The organism is Marinobacter sp. KMM 10035 (genome assembly GCF_046537445.1).
Classification (GTDB): Bacteria; Pseudomonadota; Gammaproteobacteria; order Pseudomonadales; family Oleiphilaceae; genus Marinobacter; species Marinobacter sediminicola.
In genome coordinates this window covers 110,306-124,177 of record NZ_JBBVMG010000001.1, presented here as the reverse complement: position 1 = coordinate 124,177, position 13,872 = coordinate 110,306, and the positions used below count along the sequence as shown (strand labels likewise).

Sequence of the window (13,872 nt, the reverse complement as noted above, 5' to 3'; positions counted from 1 at the left end):
AGGATATGAACTCGCAGCGTCGACATCAGGGGCCACTGCTCCGGTTCAGTAAAATGCATGGGCTGGGCAATGACTTCATGGTTGTCGACGCCATTAGCCAACCATTCAGGCTGCGCCCGGAAATGATTCGGGAGCTGGCAGACCGCAACTTTGGTGTCGGTTTTGACCAGCTTCTGGTTGTGGAGCCACCGGGATTGCCCGATGTGGATTTCCGTTATCGGATATTCAATGCCGACGGCTCTGAGGTTGAGCAGTGTGGCAATGGCGCCCGGTGCTTCGCAAAGTTTGTGCGCGATCAGCGCCTGACGAATAAGAAGACCATCCGTGTGCAAACAGCCGGTGGCGTAATTGAGTTGCGAGCAGCTAAAGACGGCATGGTCATGGTCAACATGGGCGTGCCTGAGCTGAACCCCCAGGCTATTCCCTTCGCCGCTGACAATCGTAAGAACGTATACACGGTGGAAGTGGGGGCAGAAGCCGTTGAACTAAGCGCGGTTTCCATGGGCAATCCCCACGGTGTTATTGTCGTCGAGGACGTGGATACGGCGCCAGTGGAGCGCCTTGGGCCGCAACTGGAAAGTCACTCGCAGTTTCCCGAGCGCGGCAATATAGGGTTCCTGCAGATCATCAGTCGGAATCATGTGCGCCTGCGGGTATACGAGCGCGGTTCTGGCGAAACCCTTGCTTGTGGCAGCGGTGCCTGTGCTGCAGTTGTCGCAGGGCGCTTGCGCGGTCTGCTTGATGAGCGCGTAGAGGTGGATCTTCGTGGCGGTCGGCTGGTCATCGAATGGAAGGGCGAAGGGTCGCCTGTTATGATGGAAGGCCCCGCCACAAGTGTATTTGAGGGGCAGTTGAGACTGCCCGGTGAATCAGGTGGCGCCCGGCGTAGAAGGCCCTGCCGCCCACACAAACAACGGATCTGATAGCCAGGAGAGCGCGATGACAGACCAAACGGCCCACCAGAAGGCCGGTGAGCTCACCCGGGAAGCGGTGGTTGAGTACCTGAAAGACAATCCTGATTTTTTTGTCGATCAGGACGAACTCCTGCGCAGCCTGACCTTGCCCCACGACAGTGGGCGGGCAATCTCGCTTGTAGAGCGCCAGGTGCACCTTTTCCGCGAACAGCGGGACACGCTTCGCCATGAGCTGGTTGAACTGGTATCCATCGCCCGTCATAACGACCGTTTGTTTGAAAAGAGCAAGCGGTTGCTGATGCAAGTAATCGAAGCCCGCAATCTTATGGATATGGCTTCTACCATTGATGACAGCATTCGTGGTGACTTCGGGCTGGATGCAGCCTCCGTGATTCTGTTTACTGATGCGGCGGTGGCCGGCAGTGCCCAGGGCGCACTTCACGTTGTTACACCGGCTGAAGCCCAGGAACATCTCGGTAACCTTTTGGAGGGCAGTAAAGCGGTTTGCGGCCAATTCCGTGAAAACCAGCGGGAGTTCCTGTTTCCGGATCGCGACGAACCCATTGCGTCCGTTGCTCTGGTGCCTTTGCGCCATGAAGAGTTGGTGGGCGTTTTTGCGGTCGGTAGTTGTCAGCCCGGTTATTTCGATGAGCAGATGGGTTCTCTGTTTCTCAGCTACATCAGCGACACATTGAGCCGACTATTGCCTCCGATGGTTCGTCGCCACACAACTGCTGCTCCGGTCGCCGACCTTGCGACGGAGTCTCGCTAGAGTGGTCGTTTTGCCTGGTTCAGTTCAAATACCTGATGAGCTAGCCAGGCACATGGCAGATTTCCTGCGACACATGGCCTCTGAGAAGCGCCATTCCCCCCGAACGTGTGACAGTTACCAGCGAGATCTGCATCGCTTTGCGGTTTGGCTGGTGGAGCAGGGCGGCGCTCAGTGGTGCGCCGTTAATAGTCATGACCTTCGCCGTTACGTTGCTAACCTCAGTCGCCAGGGGCTCAGTGGCCGAAGCATTGCCCGCCACCTGTCAGCTGTAAGACGTTTCTATCAATACCTGTTACGTGAAGGGTTGGCCAAAGATAACCCCGCACTCGATATACGGGCGCCGAAAAGCAGCCGGCGCCTGCCCCGCGTGGCCGACGTAGATCAGGTCAACACTCTTCTAGATGCAGCACCGGATGATCCTCTGGAAGTGCGCGACAGGTGCATGTTCGAGCTGATGTATTCTTCAGGCCTGCGTCTTGCGGAGCTGGCCAGCCTGGATATTGATGCTGTTGACCGCCAAGGCGGCGAGGCACGGGTCGTCGGTAAGGGTGGGAAAACGCGGTTGCTCCCTGTTGGTCGAAAAGCGCTGGAGGCCATAACCCAGTGGCTGCCCATCCGGGCTGGGTTGGCTCCCGAGACTGAACCAGCCCTGTTTGTAAGCCGCCGGGGTGACCGAATCAGCCATCGCAGTATTCAGGCTCGGCTGAGTCGTTGGGGCATGGTAAAAGGGGCTGATCAGAAACTCCATCCCCACATGCTCAGGCACTCGTTTGCGAGTCATATGCTGGAATCCAGTGGTGATTTGCGTGCGGTACAAGAATTGTTGGGCCATGCGGACATAGCCACAACTCAGGTCTATACTCATTTGGATTTCCAGCATTTGGCTCGGGTTTATGACCAAAGTCATCCAAGAGCGCGCCGACGTAGTCCCCGGGGCCACGACGACCAGAACGCCGGACAGGAAGGAAACACTTGATGTCATCGGATCAAACCTGGAAAACAAAGTACTTCCAGGAGCTTGAGACAGCCGAGCAGCGGGAAGCGCAGTGGAAAACCGAGCGCAATGTGCTGGAGCGTATGTTGGTGCGTACGAGTCTCGCATCCGCGGGCCAGACGCCAGAGTTGGATCGCCTGCTGGATCAAATACGGTCTGATCTACGCAAGAACCGAGTGGAAGTGGAAAGCTGGCGGCAACTGCAAGAACAGATAGATCGCCAGATTGCTCTGCTCGACGATGCTGCAACCTCTGAGGCCAGGAGTGTCCAGCAATCTCCTTGTGTGGCACCGTCATTAGTCGCTGAACCTACCGGTGAAGGTGTGGGTGAAGCCGATCAGCCCGAGCCTGTCGTGGATGCTGAAGATCAGAGCCAGCGCCTGCGGATTGCCCGGCGTGTCGGACACCTCCTTGGGCAGTTGCTCAACCAGGTTTCCCTTGAGCCAGATGCCGAGGCGCGCGCGCGAAACCTTCAAAGGGCACTTCTCGCCAGTGATGATTGGGACGAGTTGCGAGAGGGTCTGAATCAGGTGGCAGATTTGATTGTTGCCGCTGTAACCCGAAGCCAGAGGGAGTTTGAGGCATTCCTCAAGCGCCTTGATGAACGCCTGGCGGTGCTGCAGGAGCATTTTTCGGTGCAGTCGTCGGCCCAGTCTGGCCGCGAAGCAGCAGCTGAAAAACTGGATCGTAGCATTCGGAATGAGATTGAGCAGGTTGGCCAACAGATCAAAGCAAGCGGTGACCTTCAGGAGTTGAAGCAGTCGGTCAGCAGCCATCTGGAGTCTATTGGTCAAGCGGTCGGTCGTTTCCGCGTTGAGGAAACAGAACGGGAAAAAATGCTTTCCGAGCAACTGATGGCCATGAAAGAGAAAATGGTTGTCATGGAAACACACTCTGAACAGATGCGTGGGCAGATGCGCAAGGAGCGTGAGCGAGCTGTGACAGATTTACTTACACAGCTGCCCAATCGTGAGGCTTGGCAAGAACGCCTTTCTTTTGAATTCAACCGCTGGAAGCGCTACCAGTATCCACTGACAGTGGGTGTTCTGGATGTTGATCTGTTTAAACGTGTGAACGATTCATACGGGCACAAGGCAGGGGACAGGGTGTTGCAGCTTGTGGCCAAGGAAATTAAACACCGGCTGCGCAAAACGGATTTCGTCGCCCGTTTTGGCGGTGAAGAGTTTGCCTTGCTGTTTCCGGAAACCCTGCCTGAAAATGCTCAAGTCGTCTTAGACAAGCTTCGCGTCCACGTCAGCGCCTTGCCGTTTCATTTTGGTGGGGACCCGGTGATGATCACTTTCTCTGGCGGAATTGCAGGCTTTGGTCCTGATGATACTGAAGAAACCGTTTTTGACAGAGCTGACAAGGCGCTTTACCTTGCCAAGGACAGCGGCCGGAATTGCATCAGAATCGGCTAATGCAGCGCAACCTTTTAGGATATCCAGTGAAGGCCTCCCTTCTGTTTTCGATTTACCTGTTGTTGCTGGTTTTTCAGCCGTCAGCACTGGCAGACCCTCCCCAAGCTTCACCAGCCCCGGTGCTGGGCAGCAAAGATCTGACCTGGGTCAGCGAGCAGGACAGGCTCAGTATCGGTGTGCGCGCTGATCAGGTGCCTCTGGTGTTTGATACCGGAAACGGCGAGCTTGCCGGCACCTACATTGACTATCTTGCCAGGTTATCCAGTAAACTCGACCTGCCGATTGAACCTGTTGTGATGGGCGGAACCAACGCCGGACCGCTGCTCAATGTACCCAAAGTTGATGCGCTTCTGACCACCAGAATCCCTGGCTCACCTGTTCCTGAGGGCAAGCGCTTTACCAGCCCCCTGATGACGCTCACCTATGGTTTGTTTGTGAGCGCAGGCGATGCGGCCATCCGTTCGCTGGCAGACCTTGAAGGTGGTCGCATAGCGGTTGTGGAAGGCGACCCTAACCAATACAGCATGCTGGACTCCGTTGAAGAGTTTACGCCTGTGCCCGTTCAGAGCTTGGGTGAAGCTGTCAGCCACGTGTTGTCCGGCCAGGCCGATGCCTTTTTGGGGCCAATTCCAGTGGTTTCGGACTACCTGCAGTCAGCCATGATTAATGGCATTGGCTTGTCGGTATTGCTCGATCAGAAATCGGTCGATGTGGTGTTTCAGGTGGAAGTAAACAATGCGCCTTTGTTCCAGGTTCTGGATAAGTCCGTCGAAGCCATAAGCCACAACGAACACCGTGTTATCCGGCAGTCCTGGTTGCAGGTGGATCTCACCGAGCTGGAGCAGAACGGTGTGGAACTCTCCGGCTCAGACGTCGATTGGCTCAAACGCCACCCTGACCTCAAGATCGCTTTCCGTTCTGACTGGCCCCCTTTTGAATACGCTCAGGACGGCCGCGCCACAGGATTGGTGCCGGACCTTGTCGCGCGGTTGGAAAACCAGTTGGGCGCTCGGTTTGAACGAAAAATTCTGGAAGACCGCGTGGTCGCAGAACACGCCCTGATGTCTGGAGAGGTGGACATTCTTCCTGGTCTTTCGCGCACCCCGAGAACAGAAGAGTCGTTCCTGTTTACCCGGGCTTATGTGAATGTTCCGATTGCCCTGGCAATCCGGGATGACGGTCGTTTTATTGGAGACCTGAGGGAGTTACGCACAGAGCGTGTGGGCGTAGTCAACCGCCATGCCGCTCACGACTATCTACTTATCAACCATCCAAACCTCGACCTCTATCCGACGGCAACGATAGAAGCCGGGCTGCTTGCGCTGTCCAATGGTGATCTTGATGTAATGGTGACCCATATTCCGGCGGTCAGCTATACCGTTGCCAGACTGGGGCTTTCGAATCTCCGAATTACCAGTATCACGCCCTATCAGTACGATCTCCGGCTAGCGGTACGAAAGGACAGCCCGGAGCTTCACCGAATCCTGAACAAGGCACTGGGCAATCTCAAACCAGCTGAAACCGAGGCTATCTACAATCGCTGGATCCATCTGGATATTGAGCAGGAAACCGATTACACCGTCGTTCGCCGGGTTGTTCTGCTCGCTATTGTTGTTGTGTTGATCTTTCTTTACTGGAACCGCAAGCTTTCCCGTGAGGTGGATGAGCGGATTCGTTCAGAAAATGCCCTGCGCCGAAGTGAAGATGAGCTGCGAGCCGCCAAGCTGGAGGCGGAACGTCTGGCCCGGAAAGCAGAGGCTGCCAGCCGAACCAAGAGCGAGTTTCTGGCCAATATGTCCCATGAAATCCGGACGCCCATGAATGCGGTGATCGGCTACAGCGATCTGCTCAGTAACACGGTTACGGACCCTCAGCAGCGCAACTATCTGGATGCCATCCGGGCAGGCAGTCGCAGTTTGCTGATGCTGATCAACGATATTCTTGATCTGTCCCGCATTGAAGCTGGCAAAATGCGCCTGGATTATACCCCCGTTTCCGTGCGCCGGTTGCTAGATGATGTTCGGCACATTTTTGATCTTCGTGCACGGGAGCAAGGAATCACGCTCGAGGTTAGCGTAGGTTCTGACATGCCAGTCGCCATGATGCTGGATGAAACCCGTTTCCGGCAGGTGCTGTTTAATCTTGTGGGCAACGCTATCAAATTTACCCATGAGGGCGGTGTCGCTGTACGGGCGACCGTCAAACCAGTAAAGGACAAAGCTGGAGAAACACCTGAACAACAAAGTTATCGGCTCACGATCAAGGTGAAAGATTCGGGCATCGGCATTCCGCCCGATCAGCTTGAACGTATTTTCGACGCTTTTGAGCAGCAGGAGGGACAGAACACGCGCCGCTATGGAGGCACCGGGCTCGGGCTTGCCATCAGCCGTAAGCTGGCTCAGATGATGGGCGGTGAGTTGAGTGTAGAGAGCGAGCCGGGGAGTGGTTCTGTTTTTACGCTCACGCTGCCTGACGTTCAAGCGACTGGAGATCAAGCCGAGGACGAAGGCGAAACCAAGGAATCTGAAAGGCTGTTAGCACAAACGCTGAGTATTCAGGAGCGGGGTTGGCTTAAAGAACAGTTGACTGCCGATTTCGGTGATGAGTGGGAGGCCGTGCGGGAAAGCGGAGACCCTGAAGAAATGAACGATTTTGCTCGCCGGGTATTGGAGTGGGGCCAGCGTTACCGTTCACGGTCTGTTACACGCTACGGCGAGAAGTTGATGGCCGATGTAGAGGCGTTCAACCTGGATGCTGTTAACAGTGCGCTTGATGCCTTCCCGAAACTGCTTGGCCGGGAAGACTAAGCAGGTTTACAGGCAGTCGAACTGGGAGCGGCGATCAAAGGCTACAGAGACCATGTCATAGCCGGAGTCTGAAAGGCTGCGAACCAACTCGCGGTCTTTCAGCAAAGCCATACAGACTTTGTGAACGCTGGCCTGGAGATGTTCTGCTGCTGGTTGGCTTGCCGCAAGACGAAAGTCGACCACAAGATACTTGCGATCGATGGCAGAGGTGGCCGGGACATCTTCACGCTCAATGCTTTCAAAACCGATGTAAGTTGCCTGATCCCGAGGGAATACCTGGCTCATAACAATGTCCAGATTCTCCGCTTGGGCTAAGGGCGTGCTGAGTAAAGCTGCAGCAGCTGCCGAACGGATCAGGTGTTGAATAGTCATGGTGGCAGCTCCCCCGGCATAGCTTCCGGATAGCGTGTAACGAAATGTAATGTTTAGTTAAGATTGATTATTGCAAATACTGTCGTCTATTACGCGGGGTTGAGCCTACCTTTTTCAATTGTTTGCAGTTTGCATACATTTAGACAGTATGTTCCGGGAACAGGGGCTCCCCTGACAGTGCGCTATCAACTATGATGGAACGAAAATCGACAGCAGGAGAGTTGCCCATGTTTCAGCTCGTGTTCAAGGGCGAGTGTGCCTCTGGCACCGAAATGACAACAGCGCGGAACAATGCCCGCACGCTGTTTAAAGCCAGTGTTGAGCAGATAGAACGCATGTTCAGCGGCAGCCCTGTAGTGATCCGCAATAAACTTGATGAAGATCAGGCCGAAAAGTATCGCCAGGTGTTGCTCAAGCACGGCATGATTGCTTATGTTCAGTCCATGCCTGAGGCCCAGACACAGGCAAGATCGGCACCGGCGTCTGCACCCACTCCCAAGCCCCAACCAGCCCCCGCTAAAGCAGTTCCCCATTCGGTGGTACCCGCTGTTGAGGCCGGTGACCGTTTGCCGGTAGCAGGAGACAAGGTTGATGACATTCTTGCGGGATCAGCCTTGGGGCTCGATCCTGTCGGGGTAACGCTGGTGGAGCCAGATGAAGTAGAACCACCCATGTTTCAGCATCTTGATGACTGGACGCTGGCGCCCCCGGGGAGTGACATAGGTGTTGAAAGGGATCTCCCTCCACCGATGGTGCCCGACGTGTCTCACCTTTCGTTGGTAGACGATGAGCCCAAGAAGTGAACATAAGACGCACGGAACTTGCCCGGTTTTGAAGCCGCTCTCATTATTAGCGCTGACCTGGTTGATTTTGGTGTCGCCCATATCGCTCGCTGCAGCGGCCAGTGATACTGCGGCTGAACGCCCCCGAATAGGACTGGTGCTAAGCGGCGGTGGCGCCAAAGGCATGGCCCATGTAGGCGTGCTTCGGGTGCTGGAGGAAATGAAGATACCCGTGGACATGGTGGTGGGAACCAGCGCAGGTTCTGCTGTCGGCGCTCTCTATGCCTCTGGCATGCCAGTTTCCGAGATTGAGCACCGCTTTCTTGAGATGGACTGGTTGTCGAGCTTCCGGGATGACCCTGGCAGGGTTTACAAGCCTGTTCGCCGGAAACAGGCCGACTGGAAATACCCGCTAGCGCCGGGCCTCGGAGTTAGCCTTGATGGCCTGCATGTGGGTGCCGGCATCATTGCCGGTCAGAATCTGGGGTTTATCCTCAACGAACTGACAAACAGTGTTTCGCTGGTAGAAGATTTCGATCGATTACCTATTCCCTTTCGCGCTGTTGCGACTGATCTTGAAACCGGTGAAATGGTGGTGCTTGGCAGTGGGAATCTTGCTACAGCCATCCGTGCCAGTATGAGCATTCCCGGTGTTTATGCACCCGTCAGGTTAGGCGACCGCTTGTTGGTTGATGGAGGCATTGCTGCCAACCTTCCTGTCAGTGTCGCTCGCGATATGGGTGCAGACCTGATCATTGCGGTTGATATTACCGATGCCTTGTTGGGGCCAGATGAACTTCGGGAGGCATTCTCCATATTTGGTCAACTGACAACGATCATGACCCGGCGAAATACCGACTCACAATTGGATATGCTTGATGAGAAAGATATTCTCATCCGTCCGGATCTGGAAGGCCACGGTGCTGCAGATTTTGAAAACGCCTCGGTTTTGTTTGAATTGGGTGCCAGCGGTGCCCGAATGAACGCAGTTGAGTTGAATCGTCTGGCCGTGTCGGACGAGGCGTGGCACTTATACGCATTACACATGGCCTCTGCCACCCACAGGAAAAATATCGTTGCCGGAATTGAGGTGAAGCATGAGCGTCGCCTGGGCCGCGAGTTTCTTCGGGAACGGATACGGCAACCCATCGGTGAGCCGCTGGATGTAGAAGCGCTGGAAGCAGACCTGAAACGTATTTATGGGCTTGGGTACTACGAGATTGTGTCCTATTCCCAGACGCCATCTCCGGATGGGATTTTGCTTCTTATAGAGGTTCAGGAAAAAAGCTGGGGGCCCAACTATTTATCGTTCGGCCTAAGTTATGAAGACAACTTTGACGGCGACACTCATTTCAATCTTGCGTCCTCCTTACGTGTAACCGAACTGAACGTGTTGGGCGCCGAGTGGCAAACGGGGGTGCAACTCGGTACTGAGCCCTTTATTCGAACTCAGTGGTACCAGCCGATTGATTATGGGTATGAGCGGTTTCTGGTGGCAGGAGTGGAGTACTATCAGGACACCTTTGGAATTTATGGCTCCGAAGGTGAGCGGGTTGCTGAATTGGATGTGGCGTTTAGTCAGGTAGATCTCGGTTTGGGTATGGAATTAGGCGGCAACGCCGAAATCCGGTTTGAGTATGCCCGAGGGTATGCCACCGTAGATCAGCAGCTTGGCACCACAACGGCGCCCGAAGACGCAGTTCACCAAGGCAACCTTAGCCTGCAATTGGTACACGACTCCCTTGATGATGCCTTCTTCCCCCAAAATGGAGCGTTTGCGGGAATTCGTGGCCGTGTGGAGCGTGAAAGCCTTGGATCTGACAGGCACTTCGATTCGGTGACCGGAATGGTACTTGGCACTGACAGCTGGAATAGCTTTACCCTCACGGGACTGCTTTACGCACATACAGTCACTCGCGGGGAACCCGGGATTGAAAATGCGATTCGTCTTGGAGGGTTTCGGCGTTTGTCTGCCTATGCGCCCGGTCAGATTACGGGCGACAGTGCGGCCATGGGGTCTGTTTATGCCAGCCAGTCGTTCGGTGGGCCTATTACCCCATGGTTTGCCGGCATGGGGTTTGAGACGGGAAATGCCTGGGAATCGCTCAGTGATGCCAGTTGGGCGAGCTCGGTGAGATCATGGAGTGCATTTGCCGGGCTCGATACATTTCTTGGCCCCGTGCAGCTTGCAACAGCCTACAGCAACCAGGATAACTGGACGGTTTATCTGAACATTGGATTTTCGTTCACGCAGCTTTTTTATTAGATCTTTTTGCCTGGGCCATCGGTGGTGGCTGTCGCCTCCCGCACCTGCTGACACTGCTGGTTAGCATATTGGTGGAGGATGGCGGCCAGCCTCTCTTCGTCTCTGTCCTTGAGTGCGCTGATCGATTCCCGCATGTGCTCCAAGTTGTCTTCCAGGAGGCGACTTCCGCCACTTTTGAAGGCCGCGAAGGCGCAACGTCGTGCCGAAGGCCATAGGTCTTCAATTGCCGCAACGATAAAATAGTTGTCAGCGTAGGCGAGAGACGCTTGGGTATACTCAATGCCCAAATCCAGAAAAGCCATCAAGTCATTGTTATGAAAATGAGCTTCCATTTGTTGATACAGCTGCTCTAACCGCTCAATGTCTTTTGGTTGCCACTGGCGGGCGAGTTTTTGACCGGTATGGGTCAGGTACAGCTCCAGTGTTTCGTAAAGGCTGCGCACAAAATAATCATCCAGCTCCGTCACAAAAGCGCCCTTGCGCGGCACGTTCTTGACCAAGTGACGCTTTTCGAGAAGTAACAGACCTTCCCGGATAGAGCCGTGGCTGACTTCCATACTTTTGGCCATGGCAGCCTCGTAAATGCGCTCGCCGGAGCTAAGCTGGCCGAAAACAATCAGGTTTTCGATGTGACGGGCGACCTGCTCGGTCAGCGTTACCTTGGGCTGGAAGGACTTCATGGGTGGTGTTCGCTGGGCTTAAGTGAATGAATATTGGGGATAATCGCATATTCATCCATAGCGGAGCCAGTGTTCCTGTGATTTGAGGCCAGGCCAAGCTAGAGCAAAGGCGCCAGAAGCCGAACGGCACGGCACGTCAGCCGGAAGGCAATGGAGCGATCCTGATAATCCTCTTTTGTCATTTTTCGGCAATAGGAAAGGTCCTCGGTGAGCATGGTAGCTACATCGGAAACAAAGGCTTCTGAGGTGTTGATAGCCATTATCTCGAAGTTCAGGCGCATAGAGCGGTTGTCCAGGTTTGCCGTGCCCACAGCGGCATAGTGATCATCCACGAGGACAACCTTCTGATGCATAAAGCCGGGCTGGTAACGATAAATACCAATGCCAGCCTGGTTGGCTTGAATCAAATAGGAATAGGCTGCCAATCCAACCAGTCGGCTGTCTGATTTTTCCGGAATTATGATTCGTACGTCCACCCCCCGGAGGGCAGCGAGCTGCAGCGCGTTCACAACCTGAACATCTGGAACAAAATAAGGGGAGGCGATCCAGATGCGGGAGCGGGCATTGTTGATACAGCTCAGGAAAAACAGTGTGCAGGTTTCCCAGGTATCCGCCGGGCCAGTGGGGAGTACCAGCACCTGTTCATTGCCAGGCAGTGTTTCCTTGGGAGTCCAGTCCAGGTCGGGGAATTCATTGCTTGCCCAGTTCCAGTCTTCCAGCCAGGCAAGCTGCAACCCGGTCACGGCGGGGCCTTCTATCCTGCAGTGGGTATCTCGCCAGAACTCCTCGCCCAGTGCAGTGCCCATATACTCATCGCCGAGGTTGATGCCCCCGACAAAACCGATTCTTCCATCGCAGACCAGCAGTTTTCGATGATTGCGGAAATTGATCTGAAACCGCCGGCGCCGAATGTTTCCGTCGCCGAACGAAGCCACCTTGGCGCCGGCTTTTGCCAGTTCTTTCAGATAGCGGCGGGACAGGCCGAAGCTGCCAACGTCGTCATAGAGAAACCACACCTGCACTCCCTCTGAAAGCTTTTTTTCAAGGGTCGTTTTGATGCGTTGGCCAATCTTGTCTGAGCGAACAATATAGAACTCCAGAAGAATATAGGAAGTGGCGCTCTCCATCGCCGAAATCAGCGCCTCAAACGTCGCTTCGCCATCCTTGAGTAGCGTGCATTTGTTGCCCTCGGTGAACGGCTGCCGCCCGAGCCTGCAAAGAACCTGGAGCTGCTCATCAAGATGCTGTTGCTCCAGCATGGAGAGAGATGTGGTGTGCTGTTCAAAGCGTTTGAGCAGGGCCGTGAGGGACTTGTCTCCCATCCGCCGCGCTTTAACGTACCCGCCGAATCGCGAACGTCCCAAGACCAGGAAGAGTGGCACTGCAATATAGGGCAGGCCTAGCAGACCAATGATCCAGGCGATGGCGCCCTGAGTGGTGCGGTAGGTGAGCAGAATTCGATAAATACAGGCCGCCGAGCCCAGATAGAGCAGGCTGACAGCAAGGGCCACTAATGAGGTATCAGGCATCATTCATCCGCTTTTGGAGTAAGGTGCTGCTCGCGGTATTGGGCTGGGGCCATGCCGGTCCAGCGCTTGAACGCGCGGCTGAACGCACTGAGTTCGGAGAAACCGAGCAAAAAGGCGATTTCACCCAGAGCGAACTGGTCAGACGCAACGTAGCGCAGAGCCTTGTCTTTGCGCACATGCTCTACAAGTTCATGAAAACTGTAACCTTCCTTTTTCAGCCTCCGGTACAGGGTTTGGCGACTCATGTGGAACTGCCGTGCCAGAGTATCTGCATCAATCTTTTCCGTCGACATCTGGCGCGATATCAGTTTGCGTATTTTGCGACTGAAAGAGCGCCGGGTTTGCAGGCGCGCCAACAGACCGTTGACCTGTTTCAGGACGGCTGAATACACATAGGGATTGCGGTGGGGTATCGGGTGGCTCATGTGGCGACTGTGGATGGCCAGCCGGGTCACCGCGGCTCCGAATACCACGGGCCCGCCCAGAAGAGTCTCATATTTATCGGCGTAGTCCGGACGAGGGTGAGCAATTTCTGCCCACTCGACAGTCAGCCCGGAATAGATAAAATGCCGGCCCCGGGACAAGGCAGCGGCTATTGTCCGGTCCATATCCTGGCGACAGTAGTGTTCCGGCGAGTCCGCTTGCCAGGTCAGAATGACCAGGTCGCCAACCTGCTCAAAGCTTAGTATCACGGATTCATTAATGAGTCTGTGCAGGCGCACGTATTGGGTGACCGCTTCGCCCAAGGTGTCGCAGTTGAAGAACACATGCCCCACCAGCCCCATACGTTCGGGGTCAATAATCTGGCCGGCTTTCAGGCCCACGGCGGGGTCGCCGGTGACTCGCTCGGCATGATCCCAAAGCCGGTAGTGTGCCTGCGCGGGTACACGCCTGTCTGGCTCCCTGAGTGCTGACAGGTCCATACCAAGAATCTGCTCAACCCGTTGCCTGTTCAGTACACCCTGGCGGTTCAGGTAGTGAGCCAGCGCCAGCGTACTGGATGCAGCAACAAAGGGTGTTGTTGTCGTGCTGATAGGCGTTTGGGTCACATTTACAGGCTCATTAACGGGTTGTCATGGGTTTGTTACAAAATGTCAAACGATTGGGACAGTCTGTCAACGCACTTCACCTCTTGTAACGATAGCATTTAAGCCACAGGTTGAAGTAATGGATAACTCATCAAGGAGATGTTTTATGAAACCAGTCATTTTTGTACCGAGTACAGAGTTTGAGCGCAAAAACGTAGCAGCGCTGGCAGAATATCTTGGCGAGATTTACTACTGCTAATTGCTCAGTAAACCAGCTTATGACTTTAATAACCGGGCACTGCCCGGT

At 54.9% G+C, this 13,872-nt stretch carries 11 protein-coding genes; 7 read left to right on the top strand and 4 right to left on the bottom strand.

Annotated features, from left to right (window positions below; genetic code table 11):
• The first annotated feature begins 5 nt into the window (after nt 1-5).
• Genes dapF through AADB16_RS00535 form a run of 5 tightly spaced genes read left to right on the top strand, consistent with a single transcriptional unit; the run spans nt 6 to nt 6,908 of the window.
• Nucleotides 6-923: a diaminopimelate epimerase gene (dapF, locus tag AADB16_RS00555; protein ID WP_410800663.1), complete on the top strand. Its 918-nt coding sequence runs from the start codon at nt 6-8 to the stop codon at nt 921-923.
• 16 nt (nt 924-939) lie between these two features.
• On the top strand, nt 940-1,686 hold the full coding sequence (locus tag AADB16_RS00550; protein WP_309044989.1) for a DUF484 family protein: 747 nt from the start codon (nt 940-942) through the stop codon (nt 1,684-1,686).
• A gap of 52 nt (nt 1,687-1,738) precedes the next feature.
• The gene (gene xerC / locus AADB16_RS00545; protein WP_410800661.1) at nt 1,739-2,662 is read left to right on the top strand and encodes a tyrosine recombinase XerC; all 924 of its coding nucleotides are present in this window, start codon (nt 1,739-1,741) and stop codon (nt 2,660-2,662) included.
• A complete protein-coding gene (locus AADB16_RS00540) occupies nt 2,662-4,101 on the top strand; it encodes a diguanylate cyclase (RefSeq protein WP_410800659.1) in 1,440 nt (479 codons plus the stop codon). The genes xerC and AADB16_RS00540 overlap by 1 nt, the downstream gene beginning before the upstream one ends.
• Nucleotides 4,101-6,908, top strand: coding sequence for an ATP-binding protein (locus AADB16_RS00535; protein ID WP_410800657.1), 2,808 nt, complete (start codon nt 4,101-4,103; stop codon nt 6,906-6,908). Before AADB16_RS00540 ends, AADB16_RS00535 begins: the two co-directional genes overlap by 1 nt.
• A gap of 6 nt (nt 6,909-6,914) precedes the next feature.
• Here the strand turns inward: AADB16_RS00535 and AADB16_RS00530 are convergent, their stop codons facing one another.
• Complete coding sequence (locus AADB16_RS00530) at nt 6,915-7,280, bottom strand: hypothetical protein (RefSeq protein WP_410800655.1); 366 nt, start codon at nt 7,278-7,280, stop codon at nt 6,915-6,917.
• A gap of 227 nt (nt 7,281-7,507) precedes the next feature.
• Here AADB16_RS00530 and AADB16_RS00525 point away from each other — a divergent pair, with 227 nt between their 5' ends.
• Both AADB16_RS00525 and AADB16_RS00520 read left to right on the top strand, forming a co-directional pair.
• Nucleotides 7,508-8,083, top strand: a complete 576-nt coding sequence (locus AADB16_RS00525; protein WP_298452958.1) for a hypothetical protein — start codon at nt 7,508-7,510, stop codon at nt 8,081-8,083.
• 28 nt (nt 8,084-8,111) lie between these two features.
• Nucleotides 8,112-10,328, top strand: a complete 2,217-nt coding sequence (locus AADB16_RS00520; protein ID WP_298452956.1) for a patatin-like phospholipase family protein — start codon at nt 8,112-8,114, stop codon at nt 10,326-10,328.
• Here AADB16_RS00520 and AADB16_RS00515 read toward each other — a convergent pair.
• From AADB16_RS00515 to AADB16_RS00505, 3 genes are all read right to left on the bottom strand, one after another.
• Nucleotides 10,325-11,008, bottom strand: a complete 684-nt coding sequence (locus AADB16_RS00515) for a GntR family transcriptional regulator (RefSeq protein WP_410800653.1) — start codon at nt 11,006-11,008, stop codon at nt 10,325-10,327. The two genes, AADB16_RS00520 and AADB16_RS00515, sit on opposite strands and share 4 nt — an antisense overlap.
• 98 nt (nt 11,009-11,106) lie before the next feature.
• Nucleotides 11,107-12,537 (bottom strand): cardiolipin synthase, encoded by a 1,431-nt coding sequence (gene cls, locus AADB16_RS00510; protein ID WP_410800651.1) that lies wholly within the window; start codon nt 12,535-12,537, stop codon nt 11,107-11,109.
• Nucleotides 12,537-13,586, bottom strand: a complete 1,050-nt coding sequence (locus tag AADB16_RS00505; RefSeq protein ID WP_410800650.1) for an AraC family transcriptional regulator — start codon at nt 13,584-13,586, stop codon at nt 12,537-12,539. The genes cls and AADB16_RS00505 overlap by 1 nt, the downstream gene beginning before the upstream one ends.
• Nucleotides 13,587-13,872: the final 286 nt, after the last annotated feature.

Coding starts and splice junctions, on each gene's coding strand:
- AADB16_RS00530 (WP_410800655.1), bottom strand. CDS start 7,280: ATGACTATTCAACACCTGATCCGTTCGGCAGCTGCTGCAGCTTTACTC.
- AADB16_RS00515 (WP_410800653.1), bottom strand. CDS start 11,008: ATGAAGTCCTTCCAGCCCAAGGTAACGCTGACCGAGCAGGTCGCCCGT.
- dapF (WP_410800663.1), top strand. CDS start 6: ATGAACTCGCAGCGTCGACATCAGGGGCCACTGCTCCGGTTCAGTAAA.
- AADB16_RS00550 (WP_309044989.1), top strand. CDS start 940: ATGACAGACCAAACGGCCCACCAGAAGGCCGGTGAGCTCACCCGGGAA.
- AADB16_RS00525 (WP_298452958.1), top strand. CDS start 7,508: ATGTTTCAGCTCGTGTTCAAGGGCGAGTGTGCCTCTGGCACCGAAATG.
- cls (WP_410800651.1), bottom strand. CDS start 12,537: ATGCCTGATACCTCATTAGTGGCCCTTGCTGTCAGCCTGCTCTATCTG.
- xerC (WP_410800661.1), top strand. CDS start 1,739: ATGGCAGATTTCCTGCGACACATGGCCTCTGAGAAGCGCCATTCCCCC.
- AADB16_RS00535 (WP_410800657.1), top strand. CDS start 4,101: ATGCAGCGCAACCTTTTAGGATATCCAGTGAAGGCCTCCCTTCTGTTT.
- AADB16_RS00540 (WP_410800659.1), top strand. CDS start 2,662: ATGTCATCGGATCAAACCTGGAAAACAAAGTACTTCCAGGAGCTTGAG.